Source organism: Bordetella tumbae (assembly GCF_965139195.1).
GTDB classification, from domain to species: Bacteria; Pseudomonadota; Gammaproteobacteria; order Burkholderiales; family Burkholderiaceae_B; genus Bordetella_A; species Bordetella_A tumbae.
The window spans coordinates 386765-404177 of sequence record NZ_CBCSJH010000001.1; the positions used below are offsets into that span (position 1 = coordinate 386765).

A 17413-nucleotide genomic window follows, 5' to 3' on the forward strand; every position below is an offset into this window, starting at 1 on the left:
CGAGTCCCGAGCGACAAAACTTCGATATCAAACCGTTGATGCCGACGGCCTGGCGTTATGCGCTGAGCCCGCCATACGGCTGAGAAAAATCGCACACCTCGCGCGCAATGCGCGCGATCTCCTGATAGAACATGGTGTTCGATTGCTTTGCATACATGGCGCAGTACAGCGACGAAGGCATGGCCTTCGTCGTGCGGGCGACTATCAGTTTGCGGCTCGCAAACAGCTCTGAAAAATAGTCCTCCGGCATGCACGCCACGCCAAACCCCGCCACCGCCATGCCCACCATCGCCTGCAGGCTGTTGATGGTGAACAAATTCGACTGCGGCGTATACGGGGCAAACCATTCGTCATAAATCGCATTCAGACCCGAATCCGGGTCCTGGCGAATAATGTTCAGCCGGGACAGGTCCTCCGGGGTATAGACCTTGGTCGGGGAGATCACATCCGGACTGCCTGCCCATGAAAAATTCACCTGTGCAATCGGCTCGGCCTCCAGAAACGGATTGCGTAACTCCCGGTGCAGGATCGCCATGTCCAATTGCCCTTGCAGCAAGCTCTGCTGCAATTGCCACGCCAAGCCGATTTTCGGCAATACGACCAGTTCGGGAAACAGCGTCCTCAGTTCCGTCATCAGCCTGGGCAGCCAGGTCATCGCCGTGATTTCCGTGATGCCCAGGCGCAGCGAGCCCGAGAAAGGCTTGAAGCCTTTCATCTTGAGCAGCATCTGATCGCGCCGTCCCAGCAGATCCGCCGCCATATCCAGCAGCTCTTCGCCCATGCGCGTCAATGTGGCCTTTTGGCCGCTGCGGTCAAAGATCTGGATACCGAAATTCGTCTCCAGTTCCTGAATCCGCTTGGTGATCGCCGATTGGGTGGTGTTGAGCCGCTCTGCCGCATTGGCAAAACCTCCCAACTGCACCACCCAATACAGGGCCTCGATCTGCTTGAAGGTCAGCATGGCAGAGCGTCAGTCAACCGACGCGCCCGATTTCTTGACGGCATTGCCCCATTTTGCGACCTCCTGGTCGACAAAGCGTTTGCCCTCATCGGGGGTGTACACCAACGGCTGGCCGCCTCGGTCGGCCAAGGCTTTTTGCATCTCCGGCGACTGCAGAATTGTGTTGATTTTTTGATTGAGGTACGTCACCACATCGGCAGGCGTCTGTGCGGGGGCAAACACCATGGCCCAGCCTACCGCCTCAAATCCCGGCAAACCCGACTCTGCAACGGTGGGCACATCGGGCAACTGAGGCACGCGTTTGCTCGTCGTGACAGCCAGTGCCACGGCGGCATGCGAACTGATGTGCGGCAACGCGGCCGTGACCGAGTCCACCATCAACGGGACATGATTGCCCAGAAAATCGGCTTGCGCAGGGCCGCTGCCTTTATAGGGAATGTGGCGGATCTCGACGCCGGCGTCGGCTTTGAACATCTCTGCCGACAGGTGCTGCGTGCCGCCGATCCCCGCACTGGCATACGCCAGTTCGTTCGGTTTGGCCTTGGCTTTTTCTATCAATTGCGGCAATGACGTGATGTCGCTTTTGGGGTTCGCCAAAAAAACCAGGGGAACGGTAAAGATACCGCCTACTGGCGTGAAGTCTTTCTGCAGCGAGTAACCGGGATTGCTATATAAGGTCTGGTTTACCGCAGCGGCGCTGCCGCCGACCACCAGGGTGTAGCCATCGGGCTCGGCGCGGTGCACAAACTGCATACCAATGTTGCTGCCGGCGCCGGCCTTGTTTTCGACCACCACGGGCTGGCCGACTTCTTTGGCCAGCTGCTCGGCCACCATACGCGCAAAAATGTCAGTCGCCTGACCCGGCGGAAAGGGCACGACGAGATTAATGGGGCGTTCAGGATAGGCCGCGTGGGCCGCTCCGGCGGCCGAGAGAACGATGCCTGCCATCAACGCGGCAAAGCGGGGAAGTCGCTGCGACATAAAAAAACCTATTTCTTAGAGGATTTAGAGGATTGCTGGGAGGTGTCCAACCGGCGCATATGTTCAGATAATAAAGCCACAAACGCAGAAGCCTCGGCGCTCAATGCGCGGCGAGGGTGAGTGACCCGGGCGATTTGGCGAATGAGCCGCGGTGAAACCACCTCATGGCATTTCAGCCGGCCCCGCTGTACTCGATTGCTGATCGCGACACGGGGCAGTAGCGTAACAAGTCGGGTGCGCTCTACGAGCTTGATGATGGACACAATGGAGTCGAATTCAAAGACTGGCGTCAGATCGATGTCCTCTGCCTGGGCGAAACTCTCCAGGATCAGCCGCAGCCCATGTTTGCGCGTTGGCAAGGCCAGGTCCAACGCAATGACATCACGTAACGGCACGCTCGCCGGCAGATGCTGGTGATAGTCGGCCCCCGTCACCAATACCATGTCCTCGTCGACCACATGTTCCAGGTTCAGTGCCAGAGGGCGGCGCGGTTTGTTGATGAACGCGGCGTCCAGCTCCCCTCCGGCGACGCGATCTGCCAGCGTAGCGCTATAGCCGTCGGTCACGGTCAATGTGACCTTGGGATGCTGTGCTGTGAATTCCTCTACGGCATCCGACAAAACACCTTGGGCCACAGAAGCGATGATGCCGATGTTGACGTGCCCATGCAGCTCGCCATCCTTGCGCAGGACTTGTTCACGGGCGTGCGTGAAATCACGCAATATCGGTAGGAACAGCCGGTACATCTGGCGTGCGGCCGATGTAGGCTGCATGCCTTGTTGGCTGCGCTCGAACAGCTGCTGCCCCAACTCGTCCTCCAGGCGCGCGATCTGCATGCTCAAAGCCGGCTGCACGATGTTGAGCCGGCGTGCAGCGCGCGTGACAGAGCCTTCTTCAAAGAGGCAGATGAAATATTGAATTTGCCGGAATTCCATAGGGTCCCCAAGACACGGTGTGCTCATGCACTGCGCAAAACTCAGATGCCTATTTCATCATAAATAGTGATTATTGTGATCATTAAAAATTAATTGACCTGATATAGGCCCATTTCTAGACTCTCCGCACAAATAAGGCAGGCGGCGCCGACGGTGTCGTCTTGCGCATTCTTTAACGGAGGGGGCACATGTTTCGAAAACTCAAACGTATTGCAGCCGTCATGGCGGCTGCTGGGGTGATGACTTGCGGCGCAACTGCGCAGGCGCAAGACTATCCGCAAAAACCTATCCATATCGTCGTGCCGTATCCGCCAGGCGGATTCAATGACACGCTGGGCCGCGTGGTGGCCAACAAGCTGAGCGCGGCGTGGGGGCAGCCGGTAGTCGTAGACAATAAACCCGGGGCGGGGACCATCATCGGTACCTCGATCGCGGCCAAGGCCGCGCCGGATGGCTATACCCTGCTGGTGGCGCAGTTTCCCTTTGCCGCCAATCCGGCGTTGTACCGATCCTTGCCCTACGACACGGCGAAGGATTTCGCTCCAGTGATCCTGGCAGGGCAATCTCCCATGCTGTTGGCCGTGCATGCCGACTCATCCTTGAAGAGTGTCGGTGCCGTGGTGGAGGCCGCGCGCGCTCGCCCGCGCCAGATCAATTATGGGTCCTCGGGCAGCGGGTCTTCGAATCATTTGGCCATGGCATTGTTCGAACGCATGGCATCAGTGGAAATGACCCAGATTCCCTACAAAGGCAGTACCCCAATGTTGACGGATCTGGCGGGCGGTCAGGTTGAGCTGGCCTTTGATGCGTTTCCGCACGTCTTGCCGTTCATCCAGTCAGGCAAGGTGCGCGCCATCGCCATTGCTGACGAGCATCGGTCACCGTTGATGCCAGATCTGCCCACCGTCGCTGAAGCCGGCGTTCCCGGGTATCACGTTTCGTCCTGGCATGGCTTTGTTGCACCTGCGGGGACTCCCGAACCGATTCTGCAGAAACTCAATACTCAGATTAACGCCATCCTGGCGACAGAAGAGGTCAAGAAAATATTTCGGGAGCAGGGTGTCGTCCCCACAGGAGGCACCCCAGCGGATTTTGCTGCTTTCATCACGGCGCAAATGGGCAAGTGGCGTCAGGTCGTCGTGGACGCTGCTATTCCTCTGCAATGAGGGCGTTGTCTTGTATCCATGCCCCGGTCGCAATGATCGGGGTTCATGCTGCCCGGAATCATCAATGGCAGCCAAGTCATCACTATATGTGATGAACTTAATAATTAAATATTAATTGACCTGATATTTGCCGCTATCTAGACTGCCCTCCTGACAAAACGAGGTTCACAAACCCGTACTTGATGGAGGCAGCAATGGCGCAACCCGCACACGAATCACAGACCCGTAGCCAGCAGCAGACCGCACAAGCGCTGAATCTGATCGCCGGTCGTTGGACGCCGGCATTGGGCGGGCGAGTGGGGGTCAGGCACGATCCTGCCACCGGTGCTGTCGCCGGGTACTACGCCGACAGTGACGCTCAGGATGCACACACGGCCATTGCGGCGGCACACCAGGCTTTTTATGGCACCGCATGGGCACAGAGCCCGCGCCGCCGTCAGATGGCGATGTTGCGCTGGGCCGATCAATTGGAATCGCAATCCGAATCGCTGGCACAGTTACTGACCCTGGAAAATGGCAAGGTCCTGGCGCAGTCGCGCGGTGAAATTGCCGCGGCGATTTCCGAGATCCGTTACTACGCTGGACTGACCCGCCACATTCCGGGCCATGTCTTTGAAGTCGAGCCGGGCGCTTTCGCGACGCTCTTAAAAGAGCCGGCCGGCGTTGCCGGTTTGATCATTCCGTGGAATGCGCCTGCGGTACTGCTCATCCGCGCCTTGACGCCCGCGATGGCCGCCGGGTGTACGGTGGTCATCAAGTCTGCATGGCAGACGGCGCGCTTGAGTGCCGCCTTGGTCGCGCCGTTGGTGGGCGACCCTGATGTCCCTGCAGGCGTGGTGAATCTACTGACAGAAAGTGGGAGCGAGGTGGCTCAAGTGCTGGTGTCCTCATCCGATGTGGATGTGATCAGCTTTACGGGATCTAACGCGGTAGGACAGCGCATTATGGCTGCCGCCGCGCCAACCATGAAAAAGCTCTCGCTGGAGTTGGGTGGCAAATCGTGCTGTGTGGTGTTCGATGATGTCGATGTGAAATGGGCTGCGCCGCGCTTGGCTGCGGCAGCCACCATCATCTCGGGCCAGCAGTGCACCGCTGCACGGCGTGTGTTGGTGCATGCCTCGCGCTACGAAGAAATGAAGCTCGCGCTGCGTGATGCTTTGGCTGCCCTGAAAGTCGGGCCAGGCGACGCACCGGGTTCCCAGATCGGGCCGTTGATCGACCCCAACGCGTTGCAGCAAGTACAAGCAGGCATCGACGCGGCTCAGCAGATCGCCGACGAGGTGGTGCTGGCGGGACATCGACTGCAGGGGGAGCTTGCCTCGGGCTGCTTTATGTCGCCCTCGTTGGTTGCTCATCGAGATACCAACGCCTTTTTCGTGCAGGAAGAGATCTTCGGACCCCTGCTGGTGCTGGAACGATTCGAAGACGAGGCCGAGGCTGTCGCGCGTGCCAATCACACCGAATATGGCCTGTCAGCCAGCGTGTGGACACATGACGGCGCGCGTTCAATGCGTGTGGCTCGAGCACTGCGCAACGGCACCGTGTGGATCAATGATCACAACAAACTGTTTGCAGAGGCCGAGACCGGCGGCTATCGACGCAGTGGCATCGGCCGTCTGCACGGCTTTGATGCGCTGATCGACTTCATGGAAATCAAGCACATCTACCAAGAAGCGGGCGTCGTAGGGCAATAGCGCTACCCGCGATCCGCACATTAAGAAAGGGCGAAAAAGCCCGCAACACGGAGACTATTGATGATTAAAACGATAGGGCGTTATGCCGCGGCAGCAATCTTGGGGTTGACGGCTGGGCATGCCACAGCGGTCCAGGCCGCCTATCCCGACAAAGCCGTACGCATCATCGTGCCGTACACGCCAGGCGGTTTCAATGACACGATGGCGCGCCTGTTCTCAAAGAAATTGCAGGAGGCGCTGGGGCAACCCTTTATTGTCGAAAACAAACCCGGAGCAGGCACGATTGTCGGCACCGAGCAAGGCGCTCGCGCCGCACCGGACGGCTATACGCTGACCGTCGTCGGCTTTCCTCTGGTCGCGAATACGTTCTTGTACCAAAAGCTGCCCTACGACGGGCAGCGAGATTTCTCTCCCATTATCGTCGGCGCCCAGACACCTAATTTTCTGGTGGTAAAGGCAGATTCACCGATCCAAACCCTGGCTGATTTTGTCAAACGGGCGCAACAGAAGCCTGGGCAGATGAACTACGCTACCGCAGGGATCGGAACGTCAAATCATCTGACCATGGCGTACTTCGAAGAGGTCGCCAAGATCTCGACCATGCACGTGCCCTACAAAGGCAGCTCGCAAATGGTCACGGCATTGCTGGGGGGCGAGGTGGACGTCATGTTCGATAACGCGCCCAGCGCTTTGCCGCAAATGAAAGCCGGTAAAGAACGAGCCTTGGCCGTGACGAGCAATAACCGCTCGCCGCTCGCGCCTGACATCCCCACTGTGGCCGAGCAAGGTTATCCCGGCTTTGGCGTATCCGTCTGGTACGGCCTGGCCGCCCCGGCAGGCACACCTGCACCCATTGTCGAACGCTTGAACGAGGTCTTGAATCAAGCCTTGAAATCGCCGGAGATTCAGAAAATCTTCGCGGATCAGGGCGTTGAGCCGGTCGGCGGTTCTGTGCAGAGTTTCCACGATTTTTACGCTCAGCAACTGAAGACCTGGGGCGCCGTTATCGAACGCGCCGGGATCAAGGCAGAGTGACACGTATGGAACATCTCCACGCTTGGTAACAGCAATATGGACGCAAGCAATCAATCGACGCTCGACGCGACACGTACGCATGTCGGAACGCGGCGGCAACGGGTAGAGGACCAGGCTATCCTGACCGGACGAGGTCTGTATGGCGACGATGCCGCGTTACGCCCAGGCACTCTGCATGCAGCCATCGTGCGTTCGCCGCATGCTCATGCGAAATTGACCGGCATTGACAGTACAAACGCCCTGGCCTTGCCTGGCGTGCGTGCCGTGTTGACCGGGCAGGATCTTGCGGCATGGTCACGCCCGTTTGTCGTCGGGGTAAAACAACCGATGGAGCAATGGTCGCTCGCCGTTGATCACGTGCGTTACGTGGGTGAGCCCGTCGCCGTTGTGATAGCGGAAAACAGGTACCTCGCAGAAGACGGCGCCGATCTGATCCAGGTCGCTTATGAGCCGCTAGGCGCAGTCGTTTCGATTGATGATGCCATTGCTGACGATGCGCCAGTCCTGCACGAAAAAGTCGGCAGCAATGTCGTGAGCGATCGATCCTTTCGTTATGGCGATCCGGAAGCCGCCTTTGCTGCTGCGGCACATCGGATAGCGTTGACGGTACGTTATCCCCGCAACTCCTGCACGCCCATCGAGTGTGCTGTGGTGGTGGCCGAGTATCTGTCGGTGCAGGACGGCTACGACGTGCAGTCCAACTTCATGGGGCCATTCTCGCTGCATACCGTGATGGCGTTGGCCCTGAAAGTCCCCGGCAATCGGCTGCGGCATCGCACCTTCGCGGATTCGGGCGGCAGTTTCGGTGTGAAGCAGGCAGTGTTTCCGTACGCGGTATTGATGTGCCTGGCGTCGCGCAAGGCGGGGGCACCGGTAAAGTGGGTTGAAGACCGGCTGGAACATTTGGCGGCCGCGACCTCGGCCACGGGGCGTCTGGCGCATATCGAGGCAGCAGTTAACGCGGATGGCCGCATTACCGCATTGTCCTTCGATCAATTCGATGACTGTGGCGGCTATCTGCGAGCGCCCGAGCCTGCTACGTTCTATCGCATGCATGGCTGCCTCACGGGAGCCTACGATATTCGCAACCTGGCCGTGCGTAACCGCGTGGTACTGACCAACAAGACGCCTGCCGGATTGGTGCGCGGCTTTGGTGGCCCGCAGGTGTATTTCGCGCTCGAACGCTTGATGCAGCGTATCGCACAGCAGCTGAGTATCGACCCACTCGTGCTGTATCGCCGAAACTTCATTGCGGCCGATGCCTTTCCCTATAGGGCCGCGGCTGGTGCCTTGATCGATTCGGGGAACTATCAGGGAGCGCTCGATTTGGTCCGCAGCGAAGGTGGATTGGATCAGTTGCTGGCGCGTCGTGATGAGGTACGCGCTCGTGGCGGGTTGTACGGTATCGGCTACGCGGCGATCGTCGAGCCATCGATCTCCAACATGGGCTATATCACGACGGTGATGCCGCGCGAGGCCCGCGAGAAAGCCGGTCCCAAAAATGGCGCCATTGCCGCCGCGACGGTGGCGGTGGATCCTCTGGGTGGCATCAGCGTGGTGATCGCGTCGGCGCCGGCGGGGCAGGGGCATAAAACGGTATGCGCGCAGATCGTTGCCGATGCGTTTGGTGTGGATCCGGATAACGTCACCGTCAACGTTGAGTTTGATACACAGAAGGACGGCTGGTCCGTGGCGGCAGGCAACTATTCCAGCCGCTTTGCAGGCGCCGTGGCTGGTACCGTACATCTGGCGGCGTGCCGGCTGCGAGACAAGCTGGCCGGCATCGCCGCATCGCAACTCGGTTGCCAGGCCGACGAGATTATTTTCTCCGAAGGAAAAATTGCGCCGCGCAATCGTCCCGAGGCGGCTCAGCCCTTTACCCGTCTGGCCGCCAATCCGCATTGGGCTCCGGCACTGCTACCCGAGGGAGTCGAGCCAGGTCTGCGCGAGACCGCGTTCTGGACACCGCCGCAGCTGACTGCGCCAGACGATCAGGACCGCGTCAATACCTCTGCCGCTTACGGTTTCGCTTTTGATGTATGTGCAGTTGAAGTCGACCGTATCACCGGACGCGTACGTATTGACCGCTACATCACCACGCATGACGCCGGCCGCATCCTCAATCCTGCATTGGCAGACGGCCAGATCCGCGGTGCATTTGCGCAAGGCCTGGGCGCAGCATTGATGGAAGAGTTCCGCTACGGTCAGGACGGCAGCTTCCAGTCCGGAACCTTTGCGGATTATCTCGTGCCGACGACCTGCGAAGTTCCAGAGCCAGTGATATTGCACATGGAAACGCCTAGCCCGTTCACCCCGCTGGGCGCAAAAGGCCTGGGCGAGGGCAACAACATGAGTACGCCAGTCTGTGTCGCCAATGCCGTAGCCGATGCGCTAGGCGTCAGTGATGTGACCCTGCCGTTGACGCCCTCTAAAGTCATGGCATTGATCGGTATGGCAGACCCGCCACCCTCCGCAGGGGCGCAGACAATACCAAAAGCCTCAGGCAAAGGCGGTAAATCTCTGTCGGCCCGCGGCGAAGTGAAACTGGCGGCAGCGCCCGAAGCTGTCTACGCCGTGATGATGGATCCCGCAGCGTTGGCCAAGGTCATTCCCGGCTGCAATGCGCTGACTCCGAACGGCGATAACCGCTATCGCGCAGATGTCACCGTGGGTGTAGGAATGATCAAAGCGCGTTATGCCGCCGAGGTCGCCTTGTCCGATCTGAATCCGCCGCATAGCCTGCGCCTGTCCGGGACGGGTATCTCCAGCGTGGGTACCGCCAAGGGCAGCGGCCTGGTGACGTTGACCGCCGACGGCGCCGGCACCTTGCTGAGCTACGACTACGAAGCTGAAGTCTCAGGCAAAGTCGCCGCAGTGGGCGGACGGATGCTCGAGGGCGCTGCCCGCATCGTGCTGCGCCAGCTTTTCGATCAATTGGGCCGGCAGGCCGGTGGCGAGACCCGGCTCTCCTGGTGGCGGCGGTTGCTCGGCCGTTGGGGGCGCAAATCATGAAGCCACAAGCCTTTGATTACCTACGCGCCGACAGCGCACAAGATGCCGTCGATGCCTTGGCCGAACTGGGTTCCGATGGCCGTATTCTGGCCGGCGGCCAATCGTTGATGGCGGTGTTGAACATGCGCCTGGCCCAGCCGGGTGCGTTGATCGATATTTCCCGCGCCGCCGATCTGGACTATGTCAAGGCGGAAAACGGTTGGTTGACAGTAGGCGCTGCCGCGACGCAGGCAAAGGTAGAGTGGCGTCCGGACCTGCATAACGAAGTGCCCATGTTGGCGCAGGCGATCCCCTTCATCTCGCATTTCCAGATTCGCAATCGAGGAACGGTCTGCGGATCCGTTGCGCACGCCGACCCCAGTGCGGAACTGCCACTGGTGTTGGCCGCTCTGGGAGGCGAGGTGTTACTACGTACGCGACGCAAGCAGCGCGTGCTGTCTGCGGAGGAGTTTTTCCAAGGCATGCTGATGACTGCGCGGGCCGCCGATGAAATCGTGGAGGCCGTGCGCTATCCCATGGCGCGTCCAGGCACACGCTACGCCTTTGACGAGTTCTCTTCACGACATGGCGATTTCGCCATTGTTTCCGTCGCGGCGGTAGCCGACGATAAGCAACTGACACTGGCGGTTGGGGGTGTTGCTGACAGACCTACCGTGCAGCGATGGCCAAGACTGCAGGGGGGCGATCTGGAGGCTGCCCTGAATGACTTTGCTTGGCAGCTGGATGCGCAGGACGATGCACACGCTTCTGCGATATTCCGCCGCCATTTGGTACGTACGCTGGGCGCACGTGCGTTGCAGAGAGTAGTCGAGCGTGGTGATGACGTGAGCGGGAGAAAACGATGAAACGATTAAGCAGCGCAGAGACCCACGTCGTGTCGTTCATTTTGAACGGCCAGCCACGCCGCGCAGCCTGCGAGCCGCGTACCTTGCTGTCCGATCATCTACGCCACGGATTGGGGGCGACAGGCACGCACGTAGGCTGCGAGCACGGCGTATGCGGGGCTTGCACGGTGCTCATTGATGGGGTGGCCGGGCGCGCATGCATGACGTTGGCCGTGCAGGCCGAGGGTCGCTGTATTGACACCGTCGAGGGACTAACCAGCGATGAACGGGGCCTGAATGATCTGCAGCTCGCATTCCGCCGGAACCACGCTCTGCAGTGTGGTTTCTGTACCGCAGGGATCCTGATGTCCTGCCAGGATTACTTGAAACGCAATCCCGACCCGACCGAACAAGAGGTGCGCGACATGTTGTCGGGCCATCTATGTCGATGCACGGGGTACACGAATATCGTCAAGGCGGTCCTGGAAACGGCGACCGAACGACGCGAAGCCTCACAGAAAGCGGAGTGAACATGCTGGATCTCGGAAGGACCTTTTTGCAAAGCGTCGAGCGCAGTCCCGGCGCGTTGGCTGTTGCCGATGGCGACAGAGTATGCAGCTATGCCCAATGGCACGACGATATTGCTGCGTTGGCCGCCGGCCTGAAGGGAATGGGTTTGCGCCAAGGCGATCGCGTCTTGGTCGTGCTGCAGAATCGCTATGAGATGGCTACGCTGCATTGGGCTTGCCAATTTCTCGGCGTAGTGGTGACGCCGCTGAATTGGCGCGCCAAAGAAGACGAGGTCGTCTATTGCATTCAGGATGCAGAAGTCCGCGCCGTATTCTTCGAGCCGATCAGCGCCGAGGCTGTCGTGCCGGCCGCCGCTCAAGGTAACGTGCCGATTGTGGCCGTCGGCGAGGTGGCGGCAGACTGCATTCGTTTCACGTCCCTGATCGAGGAGCATCGGGGCGCGGCATTAGTGCCAGAGGCGAACGCAGACGATTTCTCCCTGATGTTGTACACATCAGGTACGACTGGAAAGCCCAAGGGCGTGCCTCGTCGTCATCGCCACGAGCGTGCCGCGGCACTGGCTCATGTCGCACAGAATCTATATGGCCGCGGTGAACGCACATTGGGTGTCATGCCGCTGTATCACACCATGGGTGTGCGTTCGCTGCTCGCCATGGCGCTGGTGGATGGGCTATTCGTGTGCATGCCGAAATTCGATCCTGCCTTGACCTTGCAGGCGATTGAACAACATCGTCTGAGTTGTCTGTATTTGGTGCCCACGCTGTATCACGACATGCTGACCTGCCTGGAACAGCGCCAGACAGACGTCTCGTCCGTCAGCAAGCTGGGCTTCGCGGGTGCGCCGATGCACGACGCGTTGCTCCAGCGCCTGAACCGTGTTTTCGAGCCGAAGCTGTTCGTCAATCACTACGGTTCCTCCGAGGTTTACACCTTTGCCGTCGATGCCGATGCGACACGTAAACCGGGCAGTGCCGGCAAGGCCGGCATCAATACTCGGCTGCGTGTGATTACCTTGGGTGCCGACGACCCGGATACGCTCGCTGCCCCAGGAGAAGAGGGCCAGATCATTGCAGATCTCGCGGGCGATGAAGCGTTCGAGGGCTATTGGAATCGTCCCGACGCCGATGCCAAATCCATTCGCAATGGATGGTATCGCACGGGCGACACGGGCTACATCGATAAGGACGGAGATCTGTTCGTCACGGGACGCGTGGACGACATGATCATCAGCGGCGGGGAAAACATCTCGCCTGTCGATATCGAGTCGGTGCTGTCATTGCATCCGGCGGTTGACGAAGTGGCGGTGGCGGGCATGCCGGACGAGCGTTGGGGGCAGCGCGTCGTCGCCTTCGTCAAGCGCAAAGCTGCGGTAGACGCTACGGAGTTGGACGCGCATTGCCGCAGCTCCGATCTGCTGAATTTCAAGCGGCCGCGTGAGTATGTGTTCGTCAATGAAATTCCAAAGTCGCCCGTAGGCAAGGTGCTGCGCCGCAAGCTGACCGCGGGTGAGTACGTGGCGGATGCCACTGCCGAGTCCGGATCCAAATAATCGGGCGGCCAATCCCGTCCATGACAACGTCGAATTGAACATCATGATTTCTGAAGCTCGCAAAACCGTACACACTGACCTGCGTGGCTGGCTCAGTCACTTGTCCACTACAGACCGGTTGGCCGTCATCAAGCCGGGAGCTGCCCTCGAACATGAACTCGTGGCGATCGCCAAGCTCCTGGACGGCCGGCAGGCGGCCTATTTTCCGCAACCCGATGGTCACAGTGTTCCCGTCGTCTCTGGCTTCATGGCGCGCCGTTCATGGATTGCAGAAGCCATGGGCGTAGCGGAATCCGAGCTGTTGGCCACCTTCCGCGAGGCTGCCGAGCAACCCTTGCCCAGTCAGTTAGTGCCGCAGGCAGAGGCTCCGTGCCAACAGGTTGTGCATCGGCAGCCCGATGTGCGCGCAGTGCTGCCGATTCCGACTCACAGCGAACACGACAATGGCCCGTACATCACGGCGGGTATGGTGATCGCGCGCAATCCCGCGACGGGCGTGCAGAACGTATCCATCAACCGTATCCAGGTGCACGGCAAAGATCGCATGGCGATCCTGATGCTGCCCCGCCATCTGTATGCCTTCTACAAAGAGGCCGAGCGTCGCGGAGAGGACCTGCCGATTGCGATCGTCATCGGTGCCGATCCTTTGACGTTGTTGGCCTCGCAGGCGATTACGCAGATTGACTACGACGAGTTGGACATCGCCGGCGCATTGCATGGCAGTCCGTTGCGCGTGGCGCAGTGCCTGACCAACGATGTGCATGTGCCTGCCGATGCGGAAATCGTCATCGAAGGCCGCATTCTATGTGACGAGCGCGAGATGGAGGGCCCGTTCGGCGAATTCCCCCGCTACTACAGTGCACGCGAACAGCGCGAAGTCATCGCCGTCGATGCGATTACCCATAGACAGGCGCCGATATTCCATACCATCGTGCCGGCAGAAATGGAGCACCTGTTGCTGGGTTCCATTCCGCGTGAAGCCACATTGCTCGCCCATCTGCAGCGCAGTTTCCCGAACGTCCTGGACGTCCATCTGTCGATAGGCGGAGTAGGGCGTTATCACCTCTACGTCAAGCTGCGTAAAACGCATGAGGGACAACCCAAAAATGTCATCTTGTGCGCCTTTGGTGCCCACTATGACATCAAACAGGTGATCGTCGTGGACGAGGATGTCGAGGTCCACGATCCCCAGCAAGTCGAATGGGCTGTGGCAACACGGTTTCAGGCGGACCGCGATATGGTGGTGATCAGCGGCGCGCAAGGTTCCGCGCTGGATCCTTCGACCACCTTGGGTGCAGGCGACGGCGTTGCACCCGTGCACGAACAGGGTGTGAGCGCAAAGCTCGGCCTGGACGCTACGCGACCCGTGACCTATCACGAGCACACCTTCACTCGGGTGCGCGTGCCCGGCGAAGACTCGATAGATCTCGCGGCCTGGATTGAATCAGGGCGGCGAGTCGATTTCAATTCGTTGGCCCAATCATGACCGAATCTATTCGCAGGCGCTTGATCGTCGCCATTACCGGCGCCAGCGGCGCGATCTACGGCGTGCGGATTCTGCAGGAGCTACGTCGCCACCCAGAATGGGAAAGCCATCTGGTGATGTCCAGTTCAGGGGCGCTGACCGCTGCGCAGGAGTTGTCGATGAAGCGTTCCGAGATAGAAAGCCTGGCCGACGTGGTGCATAGCGTCAAGGACATCGGTGCGTCAATATCGAGTGGATCGTTTGCCACCGACGGCATGGTGATCGCACCTTGCTCGATGAAAACACTGGCCTCTGTCGCACTGGGAATGGCGGACAACCTGGTCAGTCGCGCCGCGGACGTTGCCCTCAAAGAGCGGCGCCGCGTGGTGCTGCTGGCGCGCGAGACGCCATTGAATCTGGCGCATCTGCGCAATATGACCAGTGTGACCGAAATGGGGGCGATCGTTTGCCCTCCCGTTCCCGCTTTCTATAACCAGCCCAAATCCCTGGACGATGTGGTGAATCACACGGTAGGACGTGTGCTGGATCTATTCGGTATCAAACACACCCATCTGTTAGAGCGCTGGGATGGGCTGCGCAAACCCTTAGTTAACCAGGAAGCCTGACATCTTTCCGATCGACGGCATGTTTCGATCAGTGCATTACGGAATTCATTTCGAAGGAGTTTTACTGCCATGACCACTTTGCGACATCCCGCTCAAGACTTGCTGGCGAATATCGACGGTTTTCGCGTTGAGATCAACGAGGAAAAACAGCGCGCCGACATCATCCTGAGCCGGCCTCCATTGAATGTCATCGCCATGCCGCAACGTGACCAACTGCGCGTGGTCTTTGAGGCATTGGACGAGGACGAGCGTGTGCGCGTCATCGTTTTGCGTGCCGAGGGCGAACACTTTTCCAGTGGCGGCGATATCAAGGGATTTCTCGAGGCATCCCCGGAACACGTATCGAAACTGGCCTGGAACATTGCTGCGCCAGCACGTTGCAGCAAACCTGTGATCGTCGCGAATCGCGGCTATTGCTTCGGCGTCGGTTTCGAAATCTCGCTGGCATGCGACTTCCGTATCGCCAGCGAGACGACGCTATATGCTTTGCCTGAGCAAAAGCTGGGTCAGATTCCGGGCTCGGGCGGATCGGCGCGGCTGCAGAAAATGGTCGGCATTACGCGCACCAAAGACGTGGTCATGCGCTCCCGCCGTATCAGTGGGCAGCAAGCCTACGATTGGGGGCTGGCGACTGAGGTGGTGCCCGATAGTGAACTCGAGGCTGCGACCGACAAACTAGTGGCCGAGTTGGTGGCGTTTTCTCCTATCGCTCAACGTACCGCGAAAAAGCTGCTCAATGACACTGAGGATGCATCACTATCGGCCTCTATCGAGCTGGAGGGCCATTGCTATAGCCGCCTGCGCAGCTCGGACGATTTCCGTGAGGGTGTCGAGGCATTCCATGGCAAGCGTGCACCGAAGTTCCGCGGCAGCTAAGCAAGGAACATCGAGATGGACACCGTCATGGGCGAGTTCGATTATGTGATTGTGGGCGGCGGTTCGGCCGGTTGCGTATTGGCTCGCCGGTTATCAGAGCGCCCCGATTGCCGTGTCGCCTTGATCGAAGCCGGCGAAGACACGCCGCCCGGCGCCGAGCCGGCTGAGATTCTGGATAGCTATCCCATGCCGGTGTTCTGCGGCGATCGTTGGATCTGGCCTGAATTGACTGCTGCTGCGACTCGCGATGCAACACGCCGAGTCTATGAACAAGGGCGCGTGATGGGCGGCGGCTCCAGCATCAACGTCCAGTCAGCCAATCGCGGCCTGCCGCGTGATTATGACGGCTGGGCGCAAGACGGTGCGCAAGGATGGGCGTGGGACGACGTGCTTCCCTACTTTCGCAAACTGGAGCGTGATCTGGATTTTCCCGATCATCCTTTGCATGGCGGTGACGGCCCCATTGCGATACGCCGCATAGCGCCGGCTCAGTGGCCGCCATTTTGCGAGGCTTTTGCCAAAGGCCTGCGCAGTCAGGGCCTGCCGCTGATGCAGGATCAGAATGCGGAATTCGGGGATGGATTTTTTCCGGGCGCGTTTTCCAATGAAAATGACCGCCGTGTCTCGGCGGCCGCAGGCTATCTGGATGAGGCCACGCGGTGCCGTCCCAATTTGCAGATATATGCCAAGACCCAGGTTCTGCGTTTGTTGATGGAGGGCGTCAGGGCCAATGGCGTAATCGCGCGGGATGCTGCCGGACAGCGTTTTACCTTGCGGGCACGCGAGGTCATTGTCTGCGCCGGTGCGCTGCAGTCCCCGGTCTTGTTGATGCATGCGGGTATCGGCGACGCTGAGAGCCTGACGCGCTTGGGTATTTCCAGCACGGTGCATCTACCTGGGGTCGGTCGGCAACTACAAGATCATCCCTCACTGACGTTCTGCCATTTTCTTGCCCCGCAATTTCGTGTGCCGCNGGCGCGCCGGCGCGCCAGCATGATGGCTGCACGCGTGAGTTCGGGCGTTGCCGGTTGCGAGGACTCCGATCTTTACTTATCGAGCGCAACGCGAGCTGCCTGGCATGCGCTGGGCAATCGCCTGGGCTTGTTTTTTCTATGGTGCAACCGGCCCTATTCGCGTGGCCAGCTCGCACTGACGTCGCCAGATCCCCAAGTGCCTCCCCGAGTCGATCTGAACCTGTTGGACGATCCTCGCGACGTGGCGCGCTTGATCCAGGGGGTGCGCTTGCTGGCCAACACGGTCCAGGCCAGCGGCCTGGGGCAGGACGAACGCGATTTCTTTCCCGCCGCTTTTTCGCCGCGAGTCAAAGCGCTCAGCCGTTATACCCCGGCCAATGAGCGCTTGACCCGTGTGTTGGGCCTCGCGCTCGATGCTCCTGCACCGTTGCGCCGGGCGCTGATCAGCCGTTCATTCAACGGCGGACGCAAGATGTCGGACCTGCTGGGCAATGAGCAGGAGCTGGCTGCTTTCATCCGCCGCCAGGTGTTCGGCGTGTGGCATGCCAGCGGCACGTGCCGCATGGGATTGGCTACTGACGCTCGCGCCGTGACCGATAACCAAGGCCGAGTGCATGGCACGCAGGGGCTGCGCGTCGTCGATGCGTCATTGATGCCGCGTTTGCCGTCGGCCAATACCAGTATTCCAACCATTATGATCGCCGAAAAGATCGCCGACGCAATCCGCTGAAGGCACATAGAAAAAATTTTCGTCGCCACGAATCCAATTATCCGAAGGAGCAAG

The 17413-nt window shown here is 59.7% G+C and carries 14 protein-coding genes and 1 pseudogene; 12 read left to right on the top strand and 3 right to left on the bottom strand.

Annotation, left to right across the window (positions count from 1 at the left end; all coding sequences use genetic code 11):
* Positions 1-55 precede the first annotated feature (55 nt).
* From ACNA0J_RS01830 to ACNA0J_RS01840, 3 genes are read right to left on the bottom strand one after another with little or no spacing between them, the layout of a single operon-like run.
* Entirely contained in the window at positions 56-961 is a 906-nt protein-coding gene (locus ACNA0J_RS01830) for a LysR family transcriptional regulator (RefSeq protein WP_415815803.1), read from the bottom strand.
* Positions 962-970: 9 nt separating this feature from the next.
* Positions 971-1942 (bottom strand): Bug family tripartite tricarboxylate transporter substrate binding protein, encoded by a 972-nt coding sequence (locus ACNA0J_RS01835; RefSeq protein ID WP_415815805.1) that lies wholly within the window; start codon positions 1940-1942, stop codon positions 971-973.
* Between the two features lie 8 nt (positions 1943-1950).
* On the bottom strand, positions 1951-2877 hold the full coding sequence (locus ACNA0J_RS01840; protein WP_415815807.1) for a LysR family transcriptional regulator: 927 nt from the start codon (positions 2875-2877) through the stop codon (positions 1951-1953).
* 188 nt (positions 2878-3065) lie between these two features.
* Here ACNA0J_RS01840 and ACNA0J_RS01845 point away from each other — a divergent pair, with 188 nt between their 5' ends.
* From ACNA0J_RS01845 to ACNA0J_RS01900, 12 genes and pseudogenes are all read left to right on the top strand, one after another.
* Positions 3066-4043, top strand: coding sequence for a tripartite tricarboxylate transporter substrate binding protein (locus ACNA0J_RS01845; protein ID WP_415815809.1), 978 nt, complete (start codon positions 3066-3068; stop codon positions 4041-4043).
* Positions 4044-4237: 194 nt separating this feature from the next.
* Positions 4238-5737, top strand: coding sequence for an aldehyde dehydrogenase family protein (locus ACNA0J_RS01850; protein ID WP_415815811.1), 1500 nt, complete (start codon positions 4238-4240; stop codon positions 5735-5737).
* Positions 5738-5797: 60 nt separating this feature from the next.
* Entirely contained in the window at positions 5798-6772 is a 975-nt protein-coding gene (locus ACNA0J_RS01855; protein ID WP_415815813.1) for a Bug family tripartite tricarboxylate transporter substrate binding protein, read from the top strand.
* A gap of 36 nt (positions 6773-6808) precedes the next feature.
* Positions 6809-9784, top strand: coding sequence for a xanthine dehydrogenase family protein molybdopterin-binding subunit (locus tag ACNA0J_RS01860; RefSeq protein ID WP_415815815.1), 2976 nt, complete (start codon positions 6809-6811; stop codon positions 9782-9784).
* On the top strand, positions 9781-10629 hold the full coding sequence (locus ACNA0J_RS01865) for an FAD binding domain-containing protein (RefSeq protein WP_415815817.1): 849 nt from the start codon (positions 9781-9783) through the stop codon (positions 10627-10629). Before ACNA0J_RS01860 ends, ACNA0J_RS01865 begins: the two co-directional genes overlap by 4 nt.
* A complete protein-coding gene (locus ACNA0J_RS01870; protein ID WP_415815819.1) occupies positions 10626-11138 on the top strand; it encodes a (2Fe-2S)-binding protein in 513 nt (170 codons plus the stop codon). The genes ACNA0J_RS01865 and ACNA0J_RS01870 overlap by 4 nt, the downstream gene beginning before the upstream one ends.
* Positions 11139-11140: 2 nt before the next feature.
* Positions 11141-12688, top strand: a complete 1548-nt coding sequence (locus ACNA0J_RS01875; RefSeq protein WP_415815821.1) for an AMP-binding protein — start codon at positions 11141-11143, stop codon at positions 12686-12688.
* A gap of 43 nt (positions 12689-12731) precedes the next feature.
* A complete protein-coding gene (locus ACNA0J_RS01880) occupies positions 12732-14174 on the top strand; it encodes a UbiD family decarboxylase (protein WP_415815823.1) in 1443 nt (480 codons plus the stop codon).
* Positions 14171-14779: a UbiX family flavin prenyltransferase gene (locus ACNA0J_RS01885; RefSeq protein ID WP_415815825.1), complete on the top strand. Its 609-nt coding sequence runs from the start codon at positions 14171-14173 to the stop codon at positions 14777-14779. The genes ACNA0J_RS01880 and ACNA0J_RS01885 overlap by 4 nt, the downstream gene beginning before the upstream one ends.
* 69 nt (positions 14780-14848) lie before the next feature.
* Positions 14849-15655, top strand: a complete 807-nt coding sequence (locus ACNA0J_RS01890; RefSeq protein ID WP_415815827.1) for an enoyl-CoA hydratase/isomerase family protein — start codon at positions 14849-14851, stop codon at positions 15653-15655.
* Between the two features lie 27 nt (positions 15656-15682).
* Positions 15683-16628 (top strand): GMC family oxidoreductase (locus tag ACNA0J_RS01895; RefSeq protein WP_415816498.1); only part of this gene is annotated, 946 nt, incomplete at its 3' end.
* A 1-nt stretch (position 16629) separates the two neighbouring features.
* Positions 16630-17359: pseudogene (locus ACNA0J_RS01900) on the top strand (GMC oxidoreductase); the annotation flags it as partial.
* Between the last annotated feature and the right edge of the window lie 54 nt (positions 17360-17413).

Coding starts and splice junctions, on each gene's coding strand:
- ACNA0J_RS01880 (WP_415815823.1), top strand. CDS start 12,732: ATGATTTCTGAAGCTCGCAAAACCGTACACACTGACCTGCGTGGCTGG.
- ACNA0J_RS01870 (WP_415815819.1), top strand. CDS start 10,626: ATGAAACGATTAAGCAGCGCAGAGACCCACGTCGTGTCGTTCATTTTG.
- ACNA0J_RS01835 (WP_415815805.1), bottom strand. CDS start 1,942: ATGTCGCAGCGACTTCCCCGCTTTGCCGCGTTGATGGCAGGCATCGTT.
- ACNA0J_RS01885 (WP_415815825.1), top strand. CDS start 14,171: ATGACCGAATCTATTCGCAGGCGCTTGATCGTCGCCATTACCGGCGCC.
- ACNA0J_RS01830 (WP_415815803.1), bottom strand. CDS start 961: ATGCTGACCTTCAAGCAGATCGAGGCCCTGTATTGGGTGGTGCAGTTG.
- ACNA0J_RS01850 (WP_415815811.1), top strand. CDS start 4,238: ATGGCGCAACCCGCACACGAATCACAGACCCGTAGCCAGCAGCAGACC.
- ACNA0J_RS01890 (WP_415815827.1), top strand. CDS start 14,849: ATGACCACTTTGCGACATCCCGCTCAAGACTTGCTGGCGAATATCGAC.
- ACNA0J_RS01860 (WP_415815815.1), top strand. CDS start 6,809: ATGGACGCAAGCAATCAATCGACGCTCGACGCGACACGTACGCATGTC.
- ACNA0J_RS01855 (WP_415815813.1), top strand. CDS start 5,798: ATGATTAAAACGATAGGGCGTTATGCCGCGGCAGCAATCTTGGGGTTG.
- ACNA0J_RS01875 (WP_415815821.1), top strand. CDS start 11,141: ATGCTGGATCTCGGAAGGACCTTTTTGCAAAGCGTCGAGCGCAGTCCC.
- ACNA0J_RS01865 (WP_415815817.1), top strand. CDS start 9,781: ATGAAGCCACAAGCCTTTGATTACCTACGCGCCGACAGCGCACAAGAT.
- ACNA0J_RS01845 (WP_415815809.1), top strand. CDS start 3,066: ATGTTTCGAAAACTCAAACGTATTGCAGCCGTCATGGCGGCTGCTGGG.
- ACNA0J_RS01840 (WP_415815807.1), bottom strand. CDS start 2,877: ATGGAATTCCGGCAAATTCAATATTTCATCTGCCTCTTTGAAGAAGGC.